At 72.7% G+C, this 20,779-nt stretch carries 9 protein-coding genes and 1 pseudogene; 7 read left to right on the forward strand and 3 right to left on the reverse strand.

The features are described 5' to 3' along the window. The first annotated feature begins 27 nt into the window (after positions 1–27). The 5 genes and pseudogenes from ACIBKY_RS10485 (at position 28) to ACIBKY_RS10505 (ending at position 3,759) form a co-directional block, all read left to right on the forward strand. On the forward strand, positions 28–774 hold the full coding sequence (locus ACIBKY_RS10485; protein ID WP_397096166.1) for an SDR family oxidoreductase: 747 nt from the start codon (positions 28–30) through the stop codon (positions 772–774). Between the two features lie 12 nt (positions 775–786). After that, positions 787–1,047 carry a hypothetical protein gene (locus ACIBKY_RS10490; protein WP_397096167.1) on the forward strand — a complete coding sequence of 87 codons (261 nt, stop codon included), beginning with the start codon at positions 787–789 and terminating at the stop codon, positions 1,045–1,047. Between the two features lie 106 nt (positions 1,048–1,153). Further along, a pseudogene (locus ACIBKY_RS10495) lies at positions 1,154–1,414 on the forward strand (hypothetical protein); the annotation flags it as partial. Between the two features lie 171 nt (positions 1,415–1,585). Continuing rightward, the gene (locus tag ACIBKY_RS10500; protein WP_397096866.1) at positions 1,586–2,038 is read left to right on the forward strand and encodes a DUF485 domain-containing protein; all 453 of its coding nucleotides are present in this window, start codon (positions 1,586–1,588) and stop codon (positions 2,036–2,038) included. Beyond that, complete coding sequence (locus ACIBKY_RS10505) at positions 2,035–3,759, forward strand: cation acetate symporter (RefSeq protein WP_397096168.1); 1,725 nt, start codon at positions 2,035–2,037, stop codon at positions 3,757–3,759. Before ACIBKY_RS10500 ends, ACIBKY_RS10505 begins: the two co-directional genes overlap by 4 nt. A gap of 221 nt (positions 3,760–3,980) precedes the next feature. Here ACIBKY_RS10505 and ACIBKY_RS10510 read toward each other — a convergent pair whose 3' ends face one another. Next, on the reverse strand, positions 3,981–5,108 hold the full coding sequence (locus ACIBKY_RS10510) for a methyltransferase (protein WP_397096170.1): 1,128 nt from the start codon (positions 5,106–5,108) through the stop codon (positions 3,981–3,983). 47 nt (positions 5,109–5,155) lie between these two features. Here ACIBKY_RS10510 and ACIBKY_RS10515 point away from each other — a divergent pair, with 47 nt between their 5' ends. Then, positions 5,156–6,553: a dihydrolipoyl dehydrogenase family protein gene (locus tag ACIBKY_RS10515; RefSeq protein WP_397096171.1), complete on the forward strand. Its 1,398-nt coding sequence runs from the start codon at positions 5,156–5,158 to the stop codon at positions 6,551–6,553. A gap of 260 nt (positions 6,554–6,813) precedes the next feature. Continuing rightward, positions 6,814–7,239: a hypothetical protein gene (locus tag ACIBKY_RS10520; RefSeq protein ID WP_397096172.1), complete on the forward strand. Its 426-nt coding sequence runs from the start codon at positions 6,814–6,816 to the stop codon at positions 7,237–7,239. Here ACIBKY_RS10520 and ACIBKY_RS10525 read toward each other — a convergent pair. Both ACIBKY_RS10525 and ACIBKY_RS10530 read right to left on the reverse strand, forming a co-directional pair. Further along, the gene (locus ACIBKY_RS10525) at positions 7,236–8,240 is read right to left on the reverse strand and encodes a T3SS effector HopA1 family protein (protein WP_397096174.1); all 1,005 of its coding nucleotides are present in this window, start codon (positions 8,238–8,240) and stop codon (positions 7,236–7,238) included. The two genes, ACIBKY_RS10520 and ACIBKY_RS10525, sit on opposite strands and share 4 nt — an antisense overlap. 31 nt (positions 8,241–8,271) lie before the next feature. Next, a complete protein-coding gene (locus ACIBKY_RS10530; RefSeq protein ID WP_397096175.1) occupies positions 8,272–20,736 on the reverse strand; it encodes a hemopexin repeat-containing protein in 12,465 nt (4,154 codons plus the stop codon). Positions 20,737–20,779 lie beyond the last annotated feature (43 nt).

The following is a 20,779-nucleotide window of genomic DNA, read 5'->3' on the forward strand; positions in this document are numbered from 1 at the left end:
TGCCTCCGGCGTACAGGAAGGCGTGCCATGAAGATCGTGGTGATCGGCGGGACCGGGTTGATCGGGTCCAAGGTCGTGACCAGGCTGACGGAGGACGGCCACGAGGCGGTGGCGGCGTCGCCGGACACCGGGGTCAACACGCTCACCGGGGAAGGGCTGGCCGAGGTGCTGGCCGGTGCGCGGGTGGTGGTCGACGTGTCGAACTCGCCGTCGTTCGAGCGGGCCGCGGTGATGGAGTTCTTCGAGACCTCCACCCGCAACCTTCTGGCGGCGGAGGCGGACGCGGGCGTCGGCCACCACGTCGCGGTGTCGGTGGTGGGCACCGAGCGGATGCCGGACAACGAGTACTTCGCCGCGAAGATCGCCCAGGAGCGGTTGATCGAGAACTCGTCGATCCCGTTCTCGCTGGTGCACGCGACGCAGTTCTTCGAGTTCGCCCGCAGCATCGCCGACGCCGCCACGGTGGACGGCACGGTGCACGTGGCGCCCGTGCGGTTCCAGCCGATCGCGGGCGACGAGGTCGCCCAGGCGGTGGGCCGGGTGGCGATCGGGCCGCCGCTGAACGGGCGGGTGGAGGTGGCCGGACCCGAACAGTCCCGGATGGATGAGTTCTTCCGCGATGCCCTGGCGGCCTGGGGCGACCCGCGCGAGGTGGTCACCGACCCGCGGGCGCGCTACTTCGGCAGCGTGCCCGGCGAACGCACGCTGGTGCCCGGCGACGGCGCCACCCTCGGCCGGATCCGCTACCGCGACTGGCTCGCGGCCCAGGCTTAGGAGAGGCCATGGGTGGCGACGCCGAGTTTTCTACGCGAACTCGAGATCGGGGTCGAGGCCGAGGCCGAGGCCGAGGCCGAACTGTCCGAGGCCGTGGCCGGCCGTCCGGAGGAGGAGTACGAGCTCCCGATCACCGAGCGGCTGTCCGACCCGACGGACGCCGAGCGCGAGCAGATCGGGCTGCGGGGCGTGCTCGACGCGATCGACGTACTGGAGCTTGAGAATCGGCCGGACGGCGACGTTGCCTGGACGCCCGACCTTCCACAGGGTTGAAACCCGGACACGCGGTCCTCGGCTGTGCCGCTCGTCCCGGCGATGGCGCCCCCAGGACCGCGCACGGGCGCCGGCAGTTGCCGGTTTCTCTACTTCCGGAACCGCATTGCTCCGGAGGCGTCAGGCACGGTCACCTCATGCCCGATGCGGGTGGCCAGGGACGCGAGCGCTGGACTCGTCGGCAGGTGCCGACAGGCCGAGCGGTCAACGAGGTGAGGGACACCATGCGGTTGAGTGCGCGCGTAACAGGATTCCGGCTCGGGTGACGGGGATCGCCAAAGGCGAGGCGACGGCGAATGGGGAGCTGAATGGCGGTGGTGTGCGGTTGATGGCGTCGATCACCGCGGAGGCGGTCGAGGAGCTCGGGTTGCGGCCGGGGCCGGAAACACGGCCTGAGGCCCTTGCGCGAAGCGCCAGCACGCGAAGACCACGCTCTTGGGCAATCCCGCCAATCGCCGGAATTACCAGCCTGGGGCCCCTATCGTTCGTATCACTGTGGAGTCAACTCGCCACAGAATGTCACAACCAGGTAGGAGTGATGGTGGGGGAGGCGCGGCATCGCAGCGCCGGGGCTCCGCGGGGGTGGTACGCGGGCCTGGCGCAAGACCGGAGGTTCCGGTTACTACGGACGAGGTTCTATCGGCTGGCCATCGGGATCGTCGCCTCGTTCCTGGGCTGGTACTTCCTCTACATCTGGCTGTCGGCCTTCGCCCGGGAGTTCATGGCCCGGCCGGTGGTCGGCAACATCAACGTGGCCCTGCTGCTGGGCGTGCTGCAGTTCGTGTCCACGTTCGCCCTGGCCTGGCGGTATTCACGCTATGCCCGCCGCATGCTCGACCCCCTGTCCGAGCAGCTCCGGGAAGAGGCCGACGCCATGGAAGCCGAGCGCGAGCACGCCGAACGGCTGGCGGCCGAGCGCCGGCGGATCGAGAGCTGGGCGCCGCCGCGCCGTACCGCCGCCCATCGCAGGACCCGGGGAGGCCGCCCATGATGGGCCCGGCGCTGACGTTCACACTGTTCGTCCTGTTCATCGCGATCACGCTGGTCATCACGTTCTGGGCCAGGGCCAACACCCGCGGCACCGACGACTACTACGCCGGGGGCAGAGCCTTCTCCGGCGCCCAGAACGGCCTCGCGCTGGCCGGCGACTACATGTCGGCCGCCTCCTTCCTCGGCATCGCGGGCATCATCGCGCTGTCGGGCTACGACGGCTTCCTGTACTCGATCGGCTTCCTCGTCGCCTGGCTGCTCACGCTCCTGCTGGTGGAGCTGATGCGCAACGCGGGCCGCTTCACCATGGCCGACGTCCTGTCCTATCGGGTACGGCGCCAGCCCCGCGTCAGAACGGCGGCCGTGGCCTCGACCGTCACTGTGTCCGTCTTCTACCTGCTCGCCCAGATGGTCGGCGCGGGCGCGCTCGTGTCCCTGCTGCTCGGCGTGTCCACCGACACCGCCAAGATCGTGACGATCGTCGCGGTCGGCGCCATGATGATCGTCTACGTCATGTTCGGCGGCATGAAGGGCACCACCTGGGTCCAGATCATCAAGGCGGTGCTCCTCATGGGCGGCACCACCGTGCTCACGGTCATGGTCCTGAGCCGGTTCGGCTTCAACCTGAGCGACATGCTCGGCGCCGCCGCCCGCAACAGCGGCCACGCCGGGTTCCTGCAGCCCGGCGGCCGGTTCGGCAAGGAGGTCGCCGGCGATCCGCTGCGGACGCTGGTCAACAAGCTCGACTTCATCAGCCTGGCGCTCGCGCTGGTGCTGGGCACCGCCGGGCTCCCCCACATCGTCAGCCGCTTCTTCACGGTGCCGGACGCGCGGGCGGCGCGTACCTCGGTGAACTGGGCGATCGGCCTGGTCGGCGTCTTCTACCTGATGACGCTGGCGCTGGGGTTCGGCGCGACCGCGCTGGTGGGACAGGACGCCATCGCCGCCCAGGACCCCGCGGGCAACGCCGCCGCGCTGCAGCTCGCGCGGGCGCTGGGCGGTGACGTGCTGCTGGCGTTCATCGGCGCGGTGGCCTTCGCGACGATCCTGGCGGTGGTGTCGGGGCTGGTGCTGGCCTCCTCGACCTCGCTGGCGCACGACTACTTCGGGCACGTGCTGATGTTCGGCCGGCCGAGGGAGTCGCAGGAGGTGGCGGTGGCCCGGTTCTCCTCGTGTGTGATCGGGCTGCTGGCGATCGGGCTGGCGGTGATCGCCCGGCACCAGAACGTGGCGTTCCTGGTGGCGCTGGCCTTCGCGATGGCCGCTTCGGCGAACCTGCCCGCGATCGTGTTGTCGCTGTTCTGGCGGCGGTTCAACTCGAGCGGGGTGGTGGCCGGGATCTACGGCGGGCTCGGGGCGTCGGTGCTCCTGGTCGTGCTGTCGCCGGTAGTCTCCGGCAAGGTGGACCCGGTGTCGGGACGGTCGCTGTCGCTGCTGCCCGCCGGGGTCGACTTCCACGTGTTCCCGCTGGAGAACCCGGGGCTGGTCTCGATCCCGTTCGGGTTCCTGTGCGCGGTGCTGGGGACGCTGCTCAGCGACGAGAAGGTCGATCCGGAGCGCTACCAGGAGCTGTCGGTACGCTCCCTGACCGGCACCGGCTCCCACCGCGCCCCCGCCCGGCGCAGCCGCAGGCGGCGGAGGGACGGCGGCCGGAAGTCGGTCACGGGGCTCCGCCATCCCGAAGGCACACAGACCGACACCCCTCAGGGGGACTCACCGTGACGTCGGCGCGGCCGTGCTCGTGTACGACCCCGGTGCCCACGCGACCGCCACCGCCACCGCCCGCGCACGGCGAGGCGGTGAGGCGGTGAGACGGCGAGGCGGTGAGACCGAGGCGTGGCCGGACCGCGTGCGGCTGGACCGCGCGCGGCTGGACCGCGCGTGGCCGGGCCGTTCGTGGCCGAGGTCCCCCGCCGGGATGTCCGTCGTGGCCGGGAAGATCCCTACGGCGGGCCCTTTCTCGCGCGCAGCACCACGAACTTCGGATCGCCCGCCACCACGTCGCAGTTGCCGAAGATCCGGCGCAGCTTGACGTGGTAGCCGAGGTGCCGGTTGCCGATCACCCACAGCTCTCCCCCGGGCCGCAGGGCCCGCCGCGCCCCGGTGAACATCCGCCAGGCGGTCGCGTCGCCGACGGCCTGGTGGGTGTGGAAGGGCGGATTGTTGAGTACGAGGTCGACCGACCCCGGGTCGACGCCGGTCAGGCCGTCGGCCAGCAGGAAGCGCGCGGCCCCCGGCGGGGCGTTGACCCGGGCCGACGCGATGGCCTGGTGTGACTCGTCGGCGTAGACGATCGTGGCTTCGGGGTTGTCCAGGGCCGCCGACATGCCGACGACGCCGTTGCCGCAGCCCAGGTCGGCGATGGTGACCGGGCCGGTGGTGCGGGGCAGGTGGGCGAGGAAGAAGCGGGTGCCGACGTCGAGCCGGTCGGCGCAGAAGACCCCGGCGTGGTTGAGCACGGTACGCCCGGAGGCGGGCCCGATGCCGCCCGGCAGGGCGTAGGACAGCGGCCACGGATTCGCGCCACCCGCCGGAGAGGAGGGCGTGCTGAAGATCAGCCGGGCCTTCTGCTCGGCCAGCGACGTCCGCGTGGGCCCGATGATGGTCTCGAACAGCCGCAGCGTCGAGGTGTGGATCTCCTTGACCATCCCGGCCCCCACGACGACCGTGTCCGGACGCAGCGACGGCGTCAGCCGGTGGAGCTGGTCCTCCAGCAGGCCCAGGCTCTTGGGCACCCGAACGAGCAGCGTGCCGACCCGCGGCGGCGGATCGTCGCGCGTGGACAGCAGCCGGACCGCGTCGGCGTCCACGCCGTTGCGTTTGAGGTTGGCGCGCGTGGCCTCCTGGGCGAGGTGGGAGTCGGAGATCTGCGCCGGACGGTGCGCCGCCAGCGCGGTCGCCAGGGCGCCCCACCGGTCGAAGGCGATCACGACCTGGCCCGGATCGGCCGGCTCGCCGAGGTGGCGCAGCAGGTAGGCGTCGGCGGCGTCCCACGCGCGCAGCGGGTCGCGAGGGTCCTCTGGGTGGCGGGTGAGCTCAAGCTCGCCACGTGACGTGGTCAAACGGTTCATCGTGCGTTTCAGGCTAGCGTGGGTGCCCGACGAGAGGGGAGACGCGCGTGGACGTGGACGTGGTGGTCATCGGCGCCGGACCGGCCGGGGAGAACGTGGCCGGTCGGGCGGTACGCGGCGGGCTGAGCGCCGCGGTCGTGGAGGAGCATCTGGCCGGAGGCGAATGCTCCTACTACGCCTGCATCCCGAGCAAGGCGCTGCTGCGCCCGATGGAGCTGGCGGCCGAGGTGTCGCGGGTGCCGGGCCTGAGCACCGGCCCGGTGGACGTCGCCGCGGTGCTCGCCCGGCGCGACGAGGCGATCTCCGGCCTGGACGACAGCGGCCAGGTGGAGTGGGTGGAGAAGCTTCCCGCCACGCTGGTGCGCGGCCGCGGGCGGCTGACCGGCCCGCGCGAGGTGGAGGTCACCGCGGCCGACGGTACGGTGACCCGCCTGCGTGCCCGGCACGCCGTGGTGCTGGCGACCGGGAGCGTCCCGGTCGTACCCGGCATCCCGGGCCTGGCGCAGGCGCGCCCGTGGTTCAACCGGGAGGCGACCACGGTGCGGCAGGTGCCCGGGCGCCTGGTCGTGCTGGGCGGCGGCGTCGTGGCCTGCGAGATGGCGCAGGCGCTGCACGCGCTGGGCGCGCGCGAGACGACACTCCTGGTACGCGGCGGGCTGCTGGGCCGCATGGAGCCGTTCGCCGGGGAACTGCTGGCCGATTCGCTGCGGAAGTCGGGCATCGACCTGCGTACCGGCGTCTCGGTGGAGCGGGTGGAACGGCCGGAGGACGGCGGGCCGGTCACCGTGCACCTGGCGGACGGCTCGGCGGTGGAGGCCGACGAGCTGCTGGTGGCGACCGGGCGCGAGGCGGCCGTCGGCGACGTGGGGCTGGAGAGCGTCGGCCTGGCGGCCGAGGGGCCCATCGAGGTGGACGACAGCATGCGGGTGCCGGGCTTCGACTGGCTCTACGCCGTCGGTGACGTCAACGGGCGCAACCTGCTCACCCACATGGGCAAGTACCAGGCGCGGGTGTGCGGTGACGTCATCGCGGCGCGCGCGGCGGGCGAGCCGGACGACGGCCCGGCGCTGCGCGACAGCGCGGACGGGCGCGGGGCGCCGCAGGTGGTCTTCACCGACCCGCAGGCCGCCTCGGTGGGCCTGACCGCGCAGGCGGCCCGGCGCCGGGGGATGGACGTGCGGGTGGTCGACTACGACATGGCCTCGGTGGCGGGGGCGTACCTGCTCGGCGACGGATACGCCGGGCGGGCCAGGATGGTCGTGGACGAGTCGCGCAAGGTGCCGGTCGGCGTGACGTTCGTCGGTCCCGGCGTGGGCGAACTGCTGCACGCGGCGACGATCGCGGTGACGGCCGAGGTGCCGCTGGAGACGCTGTGGCACGCGGTCCCGTCCTTCCCGGCGGTCAGCGAGGTGTGGCTGCGCCTGCTGGAGGAGTACGGGCTCTAGGAGAAGACCCTGCCTTGGAAACGCTTTCCCGGCCGGCACAAGGGCCTGCCGAGGAGTGGCTCTCCCCCGGCGTCGAACGGCTGACCCGGTGGACGCGGGCCGCGCGACCTCACCGGCGGCACGATCCTGCCCTCCGAAGGCAGGCCGCCCGGCGACACCCTCGGCCTCGCCTACGCCCTGGCCGTCGGCAACGGCGCGTGGGAACGCGAACGGATCGAGGAACACGTGAGCCGGGCGGCGCCGCCGCGCGTCTAAGGAGTATGAAGATCTGGCGCCTCATCCTCTTGCCGGTGCTGCTGCTGGGCCTGGTCGCCGGGCTCGGCCTGCCCGCGCAGGCAGTCGCCGTACAGCAGAAGAAGCTGCTCGTGGAGCTGCGCAGGGAGGGCGGCTTCGCGGGGTTCGACGACCGCGTGAGGGTCTACACCAACTCCTGCGTACGGCTCAGCCGCCGCACCGGCCCGACCGTCGACAAGTGCCTGACCAGGGCGGAGTGGCGCACGCTCAAGACCCACCTGAAGCGGCTGAAGCTGGGCAGGTCGCAGGCCCGCCCGCAGGGGGCCGACTTCCTGAAGTACACGCTGAGGTACCGCGGCCACCGCGTCGTCAAGTACCGGCTCACCACGACCTGGTCCCCGGTGGTCAGGGACCTGGAGAAGGTCCTGGAGAAGTACTGGGCGCCCGACTAACTGCCCTGGCGATGCGGCCGGCTCGGGTCGACCTTGGCGTTGAGCAGCGCGGCGTTGATCATGTCGTAGAACTCCTGCGCGGTCTTGACCTGCGGGTGGGCGAGCATGGCGTTGGCGATGACCTCCGAGCGCGCTTCGGTGAAGCTGGCGTTGCCCCTCCCCAGGCCCTTCAGGTAGCGGGAGGGCTCGTGCGACCAGCCGATGCCCGGGGCGATGCGGCGGTAGAAGGGCGCGAGCCGGTCGTCGAGGTCGTCGGGGCCGACGGAGTTCTCCAGCACCTCGACGATGCGGTCGCCGACGAGGTCGGTGGGCGCGTTGCTGCCGCGCATCGCGTAGTAGATGACGATCTTGTCGTGCTTGGTGGGGACGTCCTGCTGGTCCTTGCCGGAGACATACATCTTGAACTGGCGGAAGTACCGTGAGACCGCGGGGTCGGTGTAGAGCTGGGTGAGGTTGCGGGCGATGCGCAGCGCCGCGTCCTGGTTGTTGACGTTGACGACGATGCGCCGCGCCTTGCCGTCCAGGGTGGCGTCGTCGCGAGCGGCGTTGCGGTTCTCGACGCGGAAGTAGTTGCCGGTGGAATCGAGCTGGGCGTCGAAGTCGCCGCCGCCCTGGGGGGCGACTTCATAGACCCGGCCGCCGTCGGCCTTGAACCTGCGCATCGCGTCCTTGTCGACGCTCCGGTTCAGGTAGCCGTTGTCCGCCTCCGCGACGAACTTGTAGACCTTGGTCATGGTGACGCCGTCCTGCAGGGAAAGCTTGCGGTCCTGGCCCTGGTAGAAGCGGTTGTAGACGGCCCGCAGCGCCCGCTTGTCGGCGTCGGAGCTGAGCGTCTGGCGTTCGGTGTCGGTCCAGGCGGGCACCGAGGTGAGGCGCTTGGTCTTGGTCACGCCGCCGCCGCGTGGGCGGCGCAGGTTGGCGGCGGGCGTGGTCCGGGTGCCGCGGCCGCGGGTGCGCGAGTTGTTGTTCTGCCGGTTCCTGGCGTTGCCGTGGGCGGGCATGGCGTGCCTCCTTCTACGGTGCCCGGTGGATCTACAGTGCCCGGTAGGTCAGGACGAGGCCGAGGCCGGCGAGCGCGTTCTTGTCGCCCTCCAGCACCAGCGCCCAGGGGGCGCCGAGGCCGAGGCCCGGGGTGCGCACCGGTTTGCCGTGCTCCAGCGCGAACCGCGGGTCGCCGTTGACCAGGAAGCGGGCGGCGCCGCCGTCGAGGTCGTAGCGGGCGTAGACGCCGGTGATCTGGCGGCCGCTCATGCCGGGGAACAGCTCCGGCGTCAGCGGCAGCGTCAGCCCGCGCGTCTCCTCCCCGGACAGGAAGTCCTCCCACGCGGCGGGGAAGTCGGCGGGCACGTCGAAGAACCGGGCGGCCGGGTAGGGGCGCAGCATGCCCTTGACCGCGTTGGCGAAGACCTCCCCGCCGGGCAGGGCCGTGTAGCGCAGGGTGATCATGACGTCGGCGAGGCCGGCCGGACGCCGGCCGGACAGCTCCAGCCGCCAGGTGGACACCGCGCCACAGCCCTCGAAGGGCAGGTAGCGGTCGTCGTCGTAGCGCAGCTCGAACAGGCCGTTGTTCTCCATCCCCGCCTCCACGTGCGACAGCGCGACCTGCTGGCCGGGCCGCCAGTCCGCGCGCAGCGTGGCGGGAGGCGCGCCCTTGGGGTCGAGCAGGTACGCGACCGCCTTCGGGTCGGGCTCCTGCACGGTGCGCCCGGACAGCTGGGCGAGGGTGGCGTTGACCGGCTCCGCGGCGTCGAAGGCGAGCGCGATCGTGCGCACGCGCCGCCGGTAGTGGCCGGGGAAGTCGCGGTCGAACATCGCCTCGCCGAGCGAGAACTCGCACCTGCCGGTGTCGCGCAGGCTGAGCAGCGCGAGCGGGTCGAGGTCGAGCAGGGAGACCTGCCTGGTGATCTCCAGGTCGCGGCCGGCGCCGTCCAGGTAGGCCCTGCCGAGCCGGTCCAGGTCGAAGGCGAGGCCGTCGCCCGCCATCAGGCCGCCGCGCCGGCTGTCCCAGTAGACCGGCCGGATGTACGGCTCGCCCTCCCCGCCCCGCTCGTACCGGTAGGCGCGCTCGGCGGCGCGGGCCAGCTCGTGGGCCAGGTGGTAGGCCTGGAAGTACATGCCGGCCAGTTGCCCGGACATCCACTGGTACAGCTGCGCCCCGGCGAACTTCCCGGTGAGGAAGGAGGCCACGGCCCGCTGGTGGGCGAGGTCCTGTTCGAGGATCTCCAGCTCGCGCCGCGCGGCGCCGAGCCTGAGCTTCTCCGCGGCGATCTGGTGCCCGAGCTGGGTCAGGTCGCTCTTGGCCAGGCCGAGCTGCAGGCGCCAGTCGTCGCTGACGCTCTCGTGCTCGGCGCTGACCCCGAGCAGCTCGCCGACCACGCTGAGCCCCTCGCCCAGCGTCGTGGAGATCTCGGCGGTCTGCTCAAGCGCGCCGCCGAGCTGGTCGCCGCCGTACTCCACGCCCATGATGAACGGGCCCACGAGCGTCTGCGGCGCCCCGGAGACCAGCGCCGCGGCGATCTTCAGCCCGCTGCCGGCGAAGTGCATGGCCGCCGCCGCTGCCATGACGTCGAGCTGCGCCCGCTGCGTCGGCGTGAGCCCGGTGGTGAGCAGCCGCTCGTAGTGGGTGGCCCGGTCCTTGGCGGCGGCCCTGCTCGCCTCCAGCTCGTTCAGGGTCTCCGCGGCGATGCCGACCTCCGCCTCCTTGATCGCGCGGGTGAGGTCGAGGATCGTGCCCTGCTGCCGGTTCTGCAGCAGCGCCAGTTCCTCGGCGTCACGCCGCTCGAAGGCGCTGAGCAGGTCGGCGCCGAACTGGCGCAGCTTGTCGGCCAGCTCCTGCGCCTTCCTGAACACCACGGGGAAGCGGTGGTGCGGCACCGGCACCGTGAGCGCCGCCGCCCCGGCCCCGGCTGCCGCGCCGTTCGCGGCGGTGCCGCGCACCAGCGCCATGACATCGGCGGGCGGCTCGAACAGCGGCAGCGGCTGGGCGATCCCGTGGATGTTCAGCGACCGCCTGATGTTGCGCAGCCGCTCCTCCACCCGCGTCCAGTACGCGCCGAACTCGGCGTTCTCCGGCACGTGGAAGTACGGCTCCGCCACGCCCGCGTGCACCTCCCCCGCCTCCTTCAGCAGGCTGCCGCCGGCGGTGAGCTCGGCCGGCGTCGTACCGTTCCCGGCCACCGGCAGCCGCGCGTACGGCAGCGCCGGCGACAGCGTCTTCGGCCCGTAGCCGAAGTCGCGCTCGCCGAGCAGGTCGTGGGCGAAGACGTAGAGCATCCTGGCCTCGTCGACGCTCTCCGCCGTGTGCTGGCCGAACAGCAGGTCGCCCCAGTCGAGCAGGTTGTCGACGTAGGCCATCACGACCCATCGCCGGTAGGCGGAAGGGCGCAGCTCGGCGATCGCGTGAGGGTCGCGCGGGTCGTCCATGTAGGCCTTCATCAGCGCGCCCCGGTCGCCCATGAGCGCGTACTGGCGGCCGAGGCGGCCCAGCATGCCGATCCGCTCGCGCAGCCGCCGCGCCGCCTCACGGGTCTGCGGCGTGGTGCCCTCCGGTACGGCCGGCCGTACCGTGGAGAGGGTCGCGAGGAAGCCGAGCTCGCGGCCGTCGAGCTCGCGGTACTGCAGGAAGGCCTCGTGCAGCGGTTCCAGGCGGAGCAGGTGCGGCTCCAGCGCGGCGGCCACCGCGTCCGCGGGCGTGCCGAGTTCGCGCAGGTCGGCGCGGCAGCCGTCGACGAGCGCGCGCACGTCGGCGGCCAGGAACGGCACGAAGCGCCAGTGCCCGCCGGGCGCGGTGGGGTCGAAGACGTACTCGTACCAGCGGCGGGCCGCTTCGAAGTTCTGGGCGCCGTTGAGCGCCTGCGCGATGAGCATCGGCGCGTGGAAGAAGATCTCCCAGTAGTACAGGCCGTTGGCGCTCTGGAAGTCCAGGTGCGTACTGGCCGGCACGCCGGAGGGGAACATCTCGCCCTTGACCTTGATCGTGGTCGCGGTGGAGGCGTCGTCCGGGTCGGCGCTGAAGGCGGGCAGCTCGTCGATCTCCTGGGTCTCGGGGTCGAGCAGCGCCGGGACGCCGCCTACCAGCAGCCGCCGGTTGAGCTCGTAGGCGGTGCTGGAGGTCAGGCGGACGATCTCGTGCGGCAGCGCGGCCCACTCGTACGGGCGCGGGATCGGCACGCCCTTCGGGTAGGCGGCGTACGACTCACCGGTGAAGACGTAGAGCAGGTCCTCGGCGTCGAGCACGCCGGAGATCGGGCCGGCGGGCAGCGAGCGCCAGTTCTCGCTGACGGGCAGCAGGGGGCGGAGCGTGCCGAGGTCCTGGCCGGGGCGGAGCCTGCCGTAGTGGAGGCCGGAGAAGACGTAGCGGCGGAAGACGGCGTTGACCCGCGACGGGATCGGCTTGGGGTAGCCGGCGTCGACGTACTCGGGGACGCCGCCGCCCGCGGGCAGCGTGTAGCGGACGACCTCGAGCTGGGAGGTGAGGTAGAGGAAGTCGCCCTCGACGTAGGCCGACTCGACCGTGCCGCTCGAGTCGATGGCGGTCACGACGCGGCCGAGCTCGCGGGTCGGGCGGGTCCGGTCGCCGTCGGTGTAGGTGCCGGCCGCGTTGTCGAAGACGTACGTGCGGCCGCCGAAGGTGAACGCGACGCGGTCGTCGGCGTCGTCGCGGCCGCTGACCGCGCGCAGGAAGCGCTTCACCGGCGGTTCCGAGCGGCGGCCCGGCAACGGGATGAGCGTGCCGAGCGCGCCGGACCGGGCGTACCCGTCCTGCGACAGGAAGTGCTCGGTGTCGCCGGGGCCGCTGAAGGCGGCTTCGACCTTGCGCCACTGCGGGAGGTTCTCGGCGTTGCCCGCCAGCGGCAGGGGGTAGCGGGGGTCGAGGGTGCCGAACGTGCGGCCGGTGTAGCGGTAGTACTGGTCGCCGGAGAAGAGGAAGACCTGTTCGCCGCGCACCAGCACGGCGTCGACGACGCCGGTTCTGAGCAGGTTGGTGGCGACGACGCCCCACCGGCCGGACGTGGGCTCGGGGCTCGCCTCGCCGCTCCCGGACAGGACCGTGTAGCGCTTGGCGCCGTTGTCGAAGAAGTAGCGATCGCCCGAGGAGGTGACGAAGCCCGCGTCGATCCGGGTCCAGGCGGGCAGCTCGCCGGGGGCGGAGGTGATCGGCCGGAGCTGAGGCTCGTCGCCCGGTACGGCGGTGATCGGCCGGCACAGGAAGCTGCCGCCCTTGTGGTCGACGCTCAGCCACGGGCCGTCCTGCGAGCCGACGGGCATGCCGAACGGCACGACGCCCTCGGCGGCGACCGGCTCGTCGAAGATGGTCACCGGTTCGGCCGCCGTCGGGGACGGCGCGACCGGTACGGTGACGCGGCTGGCGTACAGCTCGGGCGTGAGCACGAACGACGAGCTCGTCGTCCCGCCCCCGGTCTGGTAGGAGCAGGTGATCACGATCGTGTCGTGCTCGCCCGCCGCCTGCCCCGGCACCGTACGCGAGGCCTGCACGGACAGGGTCACCCCGGTGACCGGCTCGTCCCGCAGTTCCTCGACCGGCAGTTCCTGGGCCGCGACCCATTCCTCGGTGAGGTTGGAGAAGGAGTAGCGGATCCTGATCCGGTAGGACGGCGGCGGCGCGCTCACCTCCCGCTTGCCGTCCTTCGGCTCCTCGGCGATGGTGGTCGTCGCGGTGACCGGCGGGGAGACGGTCTCGACGACCGGCCAGAAGACGAAGATCCGGCCGAAGGCGTGCACGGGGTAGACCTTCTCGACGTCGATCTGCACGCCGGCCTTCTGCCAGGGCTGCCAGGTGACCGACAACCGGTCGCGGTCCCTGAACTCCGCGGTCCGGCAGTAGTAGCGCATCGGCGCGGTCCTGGTGCGGCCGAACAGGACCAGCCGCCGCTCGCCGGGCAGCGCGCCGTCGGCGGTGTAGACGTAGCCGCCGGCGATGGCCAGCCGCGAGACCTCGGTGTACTCGTCCAGGTAGCGCTTGTAGGCGCGCCGTACCCCGTCGTCGGTGACCTCGCCCTGGAGCAGTTCGTCCTCCAGCGCGCGGAAGGCGGGGGTCTTGCCGCCGCGCAGCTCGGGCCGCAGGTAGTTCTCCGGGTGCAGGAAGACCTTGCGGTTGGCCTCCCAGAGCCGGTAGTTGCGCATCCAGGCCCACCACGTCCTGATCCGCCGCCTGACGGTCTCGGGCTCGCGCCCGGCGGGCAGGCTCACCCGCTCCAGGTCGAGCAGGTAGCGATGCAGGTAGAGCTGGGTGGCCGCGATCGCCTCACGCACGGGCGAGGTCCTGCCCGCCGCGCCCATCTCGACGTCGATGAGCAACCGCTCGAACAGCTCCTTCGGGGTACGGCCCGCCGCGACGCAGGCCAGGAGCGCGTCCCGCCTGAGCACGTTGAGCTCGTCGCGCACCGTCGCCGACAGCGTGGCCCATCCGGGCCGCCGGGCCAGCAGCCGTTCCAGCGCGTTGCCCGCGGTGCCGAGCCGTCCCGTGCGCAGCGGTTCCCAGACCTCGGCGTGCAGCCGCGACGGCGGCGTGCCCATGCGCCCGGCGACGGTGAACAGGGTGTCCAGGCGCAGCAGGAACTCGATCTCGAAGCGCGACTCCTCGGCCGTGACCGCGTGCAGGAGCGCGGGGTCGCGCCGCGCCCAGCGCACCTCGTCGAGGTCCCAGCCGAACAGGCCGGACAGGAACGTGTAGGGGTCGGCCGTGCCCTTCTCCAGGAAGTCCGCCAGGCCGGGCCGGGAGCCGGTCAGCCGGGCGAAGGCGGCGATCGTGTGCAGGTCGCTCAGCCGGTAGTCGGCGGCGTCGGCCCAGCGGTGGCGTATCTCCTGCGGGAACGTACGGTCGATCGCGGCGAAGCCGGGGCCGGAGTAGCGGACGAACCGGCCCTGGTGGAGCAGGTAGGTGCGCTCGTGGAAGGTGAAGGCGGCGTCGGGGCCGCGCTCGAACGTGCCCGGCAGGTCGCCCCAGTCGTCCTGGACCGTGCGCGGGTAGCCCGCCTCCACCTGGTCGAGCACGCCGGGACGGTAGCGGACGTACTGTCCGGCGCGGAAGGCGTAGATCTCGCCCGCCGGGGTGGCGAAGGCGGCGTCGATCGCGCCGCCGAAGGCGTTGCGCACCCGGCCCCACGTCCCGGCGACCGGGCGGACCCGGCCCTTGTCCAGGTAGTTCCTGCCCTTGAACAGGTAGACGCCGGTCGGGGTGGCGAAGGCGGCGTCGATTCCGTCCTGGAAGTCCGGCGGCAGGTCGCGCAGGCCGGGCAGCTCGCCGGGGAGCCCGGCGGCGATCGTGCGCGGGTGGCCGTCGTCCACGTGGGTGAAGGCGGTGCCGGTGTAGCGGACGTACTGGTCGCCGGAGAACAGGTAGGTGCGCCCGCCGCTGACCAGCGCCGCGTCCACCCGGCCCCGCTCGGCCAGGACGTTGCGGACCCGGCCGAGCTGCCCGAGGCCGTCGGCGGCCGTGGCCGTCCTGGCGGCCACGTGGCAGGAACCGCCGGCGAAGACGTAGACGTTGCGCGGGTTGGCCAGCACCGCGTCCACGCGCCCGGTGTCGTCGAAGGACTCGGGCAGGGCGGCGAAGGCCTCCTCCGCGCGCAGGTTCCCGGCGATCGGCCTGGGGTAGCCGGGGTCGGCGTAGCGGTACTCGGGGCCGGTGTAGCGGACGTAGCGGGGCCCGGAGAACAGGTACGTGTGGCGGCCGGTCACCACGGCGGCGTCGATCGTGCCGCCGTCGGCCACGAACGGGTTGCGCGACCTGCCCCACCGCTCGCGGATGGGGGCGGGTGGCTCGCCGTATCGGGTGTAGTGCTCCTTGAAGAAGAAGTACGTGGCGCCGTCGGCGGCGGTGAAGGCGGTGCGCAGGGCGTCGCCGGGTTCGAGGTCGCGGTCGTAGCCGGGCCAGATGCGTTCGACGGGGCGCGGGTAGGACCAGTGGGCGGCGCGCTCGTCGTACTGGACGCACTGCTCGCCGTACAGCAGGAGCATGGTCTGGCCCTGGAACAGGACGGCGTCGGGGATCGGGTGGCCCTCGACGTGGTAGTGGTCGGGGACGTCCCAGAAGCCGGAGTCGGCGGTGACCGGGTAGCCGAGGTGGGGTTCGTCGTAGCTCGTGCCCGAGTAGGCGAGGTAGCGGGTCTTGCCGCCCGGGTCGGGCTTCTCGAACAGGTAGGTGACGCCGTTCCTGACGTAGGCGAGGGCGACGCCGGTGAGGCCGCCCCAGTGGGCGGCGATGGGCCGCGGGTCGGTGTCGGTGACGGTGGCGGCGCCGGTGTAGGAGACGAACTGGTCGCCGCTGAAGAGGTACGTCTTCCCGTCCCGGCCGACGAAGGCCGCATCGACCGTGTTGTCGTGATAAATGCGGTTGTGGGGGTGTCCCCACTCCTCCGCCAGCGGGTACTCCTTGCCCAGCCGGACGTTGAGGCACGCGGTTCCCTTGAACAGGTATGTCGTGCCGTCGGCGCCGGTCAGCACCGCGTCGAGGCCGCCGCGGAAGGCGTCGGGCACCGTGCGCAGCGTCCTCGGGCGGGCGAGGTCCCCGTCCCCCGGCGGCCCCGCCTCGATCGCCGGGAGGTGGCGCCAGGCGCCGTCCCGCTCGGCCATGATCGCGCCGTCCTCCAGGAAGGCGCAGGTCACGGAGACGCCGTCGTAGCGGCGGTAAAGGGTGTCCGAGACGACGTGGCACCGGTCGCCGCGGAAGAGGTAGACGTTGCGCAGGTCGGCGAAGGCGGCGTCCAGGCCGTCGAGCGGCGTCCGCAGGCCGGACAGGCGCGGCTCGCCGGACAACGCCGACAGGGCACGCGGATAGCCGTCGTCCACGACGTCGAAGCGGTCGTCGGTGTAGCGGACGTACTGCCCGCCGGAGAACAGGTAGGTGTGGCGGCGCGGCGTCTCGACGTCGCCGGTCCGTTCGACGACCTGCGTGACCAGCGTCGCGTCCACCCGCCCGGTCCTGGCCAGGGTGCAGTCCACGTTGCCCCAGAAGGAGGCGACCGGCGCCGGGTAGCCGTCGTCGGCCTTGGTGTAGTCGGCGCTCGAATAGCGGACGTAGCCGCGCTCGCCGAAGACGTAGGTGCGGCCGTCCATGCCGACGAAGGCCGCGTCGACCTGGCCGAACGGCAGACTGTCCCAGTGCTCCCGCAGCTCGCGCGGCTCCGACCACCAGCGCCGCTTGTTGTCGTGGACCACGAACCGGCCGCCGGAGAACAGGTAGGTGAGGTTGTCACGGCCGGTGAACACCGCGTCCACCGCCATCGGCTGGGGCAGGTTCCACCAGTTGTCGGCCACCGGCTTGGGGAAGCCCTCGTCGGGGACGGTGTAGTCACGCCCGGAGTAGCGGACGTACCGGCCTTCGCCGAACAGGTAGGTCTTGCCGTCCAGGACGAACGCCGCGCCGACCCGCGTCAGCCCGCCCCAGTCGCCCGCGACCCGCCGCGGGTAGCCGAGGTCGACCGTGGTGTAGTCGGCGCCGGAGTAGCGGATGTACCGCTCGCCGCCGAACAGGTACGTCTTGCCGTCCAGGCCGACGAAGGCCGCGTCGACCTTGCCGTCGCGCAGCGCGGGCTCGATCACGCCCCATCTCTGGGCCGCCTGGACGGGCCGGTCGCCGCCCGAGACGGCCATGCCGTCCTTGAACCGGTGCAGGGTGCCGGAGGCGTCGGCGAAGGCCGCGTCGAACTGCTCCTCGGCGCGCCGCGGGTAGCCGTCGTCCACGTGGACGCCGTCGTTCTCGATGCTGTCGGTGTAGCGCACCACCTGGTCGCCGCGGAACAGGTAGACCTTGCCGCGGTCGGTGTAGGCGGCGTCGACGCGGGTGGCGCCGTCGAAGGCGTTGCGCACCCGGCCCCACGTCCCGGCCACCGGCGTGCCCTCGCCGTGCTCTTCCCCGCTCGCGGGCTCGGGGTCCTCGGTCGTGACGTGCCAGGTGCCGCCGGTGAAGGTGTAGGTACGGCCGTCGCCGCCGTAGAACTGGGCGTCGACGCCGGGCGCGGCGGCACGCGGGAAGCCCTCGTCGGCGAAGCCGTAGTCCTGGCCCGAGTAGCGCACCCGCTGGCCGCCCGCGATCAGGTGCACCCGTCCCGCCGCGTCCACGTGGGCGCTGTCGATCCTGGCCGGGTCGTCGAAGGCGTTCGCGACCTTGCCCCACTGCTGCTCTCTCGGCACCCAGCGGGTGCTGCCGCGCCGTCGGGTGAAGGAGCGGGAGACACGGTCGGGGCCGTGGGCGACGATCCACTCCTCGCCGTCCGGCAGCGCGAAGGCGGCGTCCACCGCGTCCAGCCCGGCGAAGCGGGGCGACAACTCGCTCAGCGGGTGCGTCACCTCGTCGGTCCTGGCCAGCGTGCCGGCGGAGTAGAGGAGGTAGTGGTCGCCGATGAAGACGTAGACGTGGCCGTCGGAGCTGTCCAGAAGCGCGTCGAAGCGCTCGGTGCCCGGTGGCAGCACCAGCGGCTCGGGGAACTTGCCGACCAGGTCCTGGTCGTGGAAGGCCACGGCCACCTCGGCCGGGTCCAGGCCGAGCTTGGCCGCCAGCAGCGCGAACCGCCTGACGCGCCGGTGCGTCAGCCGGAACCGGGTGTCGGCCGTGCCCTCCAGCGCCGGCGGGACCAGGATGTCGAGCGCCTCGTCCACGCCGCCCGCGACGGCCGCGCAGATCGCCCGCGCGGTGTCCGCCGGGACGCCGAGCGCGTCCTGGAGCACGTCCGCCAGCGCCGCCCGCTGCCGCCCCGCCTGCCTGGCCAGCGCCGCGCCGACCTCGGCCATCGCGGCCGACGTCTCCGTCGCCGCCGTGTGCAGCAGGAAGAACACGTCCTTGGCGTAGTCCTCCATGCCCTCGATCGTGAAGTCGAGCGCCGCGGCCACGTTGCCGAAGAAGTCCAGCCGCTCCAGCGGTACGGCCAGCCCGTCGTCCAGGTCGCCCCGCTCGACGAGCAGCCCGATCAGCCCGTCGCGCTCGCTTTCGTCGAACCCCAGCTCCGCCAGCGCGGCCGGATCGAGCCGGTAGGGCCGCTGCCCGGCCCGGATCTCCGCCAGCCGGGTCCCGGCCGTCGCCGCCTCGGCCGCGGTGAACCCCGCCGCGTGCCCCAGCGGCTGGTCCGCCGGAGCCGCGCCCTCGGCGTCCAGGACCCACAGGGGCAGGCCGTCTCCGGGGGCGGGAGGCTCGCGCAGAGCTCCGGTGAGGGCGTCGAGCACGCGCCGGGCGGCGGCCTCGTCGGCGACCTGGGCGAAGTCGTCGGCGGTGAAGGTGAACAGCTCCGTCCTGAACGCCGCGATCTGCCCCTGCACGGCGTCGAGGATGGCCCGCCGGTACGGGTAGAACTCCAGCGCCAGCGTGAAGTCCGCCGGCCGGAGCCGGGCCAGCGCCGCCTTGTCCACGTAGACGCCGTCCTCGTCCAGGTAGCCGTTGAAGCGCAGGCTCGGGAGGGGGTCCTGCCCGCCGTACAGGCCGAGTTCGGCGGCCAGCGGCTCGGCGGCGAACCGCTCGGCCCGCTCGCGCAGGACCCCGAGCACGGCCGTCTCCACGTCGCCGAGCCCGGCGTTGACCTCGACCGGCCCCAGCACGCTCCCGTCGGTGTCGACGACGCCGTTGAACAGCAGGTTGTCGTACAGCTCCGCCCGCTCCGCCTCGGACAGGCCGGGCAGGCCCGCCAGGTCCGACGGGTACAGCCGCCCCTCGCCCGCCTCGGCCAGCGCGGCGACGGCCTCGGCGTGCGCGCCGAAGTCGCGGGCCAGTGGCCGGTTCTCGACGGGGTCGGCCAGCAGGCCGCCGTCGGCCAGGCGGCCGGTCAGGACCAGGTTCGTGAAGATCTTCCCGGCCGTCCGCTCGCCCAGGCCGAGCCCGGTGAAGTCCTCCCTGGTGATCACCGCGAGGTCGTGCACGGCGTCGTAGGCGGCGGCGCGTACCGTGGCCGGATCGAGCTTGAGCAGACGGGGGTCGCGCCGGGAGACCACGCCGTCGTCGTAGGCGGCCAGCACGTCGTGCACGACCTGCGCGGCCCGCTCGCCGAAGCGCTCTCCGGCGAAGATCCCGGGCTCCAGCGCGACCCGTGCGAAGCGCTGGGCGAGCGCCCCGAGCAGGGCCTCCCGCTCGGCCGCCTCCTCCGGCGGCCCGTTGAGCACGGCCTTCAGCTCGCGGCCGCCGAACCCGGTCTCCCGCATCCAGGTCGCGAGCGCGTGGAGCGTCTCGGCCAGCCAGAGCGCGCCCGCGGGCGCGCCGCCCTCCAGGACGCGGTGGAGGTTCTGGGTGCCCGGACCCCGGCCGCTCAGCACGGGGAAGGCGGTGTGCCGGTCGAGGGCGGGGTCGCTTTCGAGGGCGTCCAGCAGGTCGAAGAGCTCGCTGACGGATACGCCCAGCGCACCGGCCAGCAGCCCCGCCCGGTGCGCCAGCGTCAGCGCCTGCCAGGTGTCCTGCGGCCGGTCGAAGGGGCTGGGATCGGCTTCGCCGTGGCGGGCGCGGTAGCGGGTGACGATCTCGGCGAGGTCGCTCTCCGGCAGGCCGGCGGCGTGCGCGAGGTCGTGCCGGTACTGCTTGTTGTGCGCGCCCAGCAGGTCGCCGGTCCACGCTCCGAGCCCGGCCAGCGCCGCGCCCGCGGCGTACTCCTCGCGGGGTTCCGTGCGGACGGCGGCGGGCGACACCAGCACGCAGAGTTCCTCGACGCCGAGCCCGAACGCCTCGCGCAGGCGGGCGAGCGCCGCGACGACGCGCACCGCCGCCGCGTCCACCCGCGCCTCGTTGCAGGTCCGCAGCGCCAGGCCGAGGTCCGTCAGCGTCCATCCGGTACGGCGGGCCAGCCGCACGAACCGGTTCACCAGATCCAGCCACTCGACCGGCAGAGCCCCCTCCGCCCCGTCCCACAGCAGCCGGGTCCGGGTGGCGTCGACCGAGACCCGCGTCCCGGGCAGCGCCAGCAGCTCTCCGAGTTCGGCGGTGCCCAGCCCGAGTGCGCGCCGGAAGCGCTCGGGCTCGTGCAGGTTCGCGACCGGCTCCCGGTTGCCCAGCCCGTACAGGCCCTTGACCCCGTTCGCGCCGGTGACCGGCGTGATGATGACCTCGACGTCCTCGGCGGACAGGCCGAGGTGGAGCCGGGCGGCCAGATCGTGGCCGGCGGCGCCGGTGAACAGCCGCGCGAACTCGACCGGGTCCACCCCGAGGTGGCGCAGGTGGTTCTTCACCCGCTCGTGGTCGATCGAGAACGGCAGCGCCAGGGGGTGGCGCCGGTCCACCAGTTCCTCGTACGGAGGCTTGCCCTCGACCAGGCGCTCCAGCACCCGGTTGACGATGTCGAGGTAGGGGACGGCGGTGAAGGTGCCGGCCGCGTCCAGCGGGATCTCGCCCAGGTCGGGCCGCCGGTCCAGGATCGGGACGCGGCCGAAGGCGCCTTCCATGAGCCGGAAGAGCTCCACCAGGTAGGCGGCGGGCGAGCTGACGGTCCGCGCCTCCTCCCCCTCCCGGAAGTCGAGCTGTCCGAAGAGCTGGGCATAACTGGGCAGCGATCCGTCTGCTCGCACGCGATCCCCCTACGTCTGACGCCCGGTAGTCGGCCGACTCATG

Origin of the sequence: Nonomuraea sp. NPDC050394 (assembly GCF_044459065.1) — a bacterium.
GTDB lineage: Bacteria > Actinomycetota > Actinomycetes > Streptosporangiales > Streptosporangiaceae > Nonomuraea.

Coding starts and splice junctions, on each gene's coding strand:
- ACIBKY_RS10485 (WP_397096166.1), top strand. CDS start 28: ATGAAGATCGTGGTGATCGGCGGGACCGGGTTGATCGGGTCCAAGGTC.
- ACIBKY_RS10500 (WP_397096866.1), top strand. CDS start 1,586: ATGGTGGGGGAGGCGCGGCATCGCAGCGCCGGGGCTCCGCGGGGGTGG.
- ACIBKY_RS10505 (WP_397096168.1), top strand. CDS start 2,035: ATGATGGGCCCGGCGCTGACGTTCACACTGTTCGTCCTGTTCATCGCG.
- ACIBKY_RS10510 (WP_397096170.1), bottom strand. CDS start 5,108: ATGAACCGTTTGACCACGTCACGTGGCGAGCTTGAGCTCACCCGCCAC.
- ACIBKY_RS10520 (WP_397096172.1), top strand. CDS start 6,814: ATGAAGATCTGGCGCCTCATCCTCTTGCCGGTGCTGCTGCTGGGCCTG.
- ACIBKY_RS10525 (WP_397096174.1), bottom strand. CDS start 8,240: ATGCCCGCCCACGGCAACGCCAGGAACCGGCAGAACAACAACTCGCGC.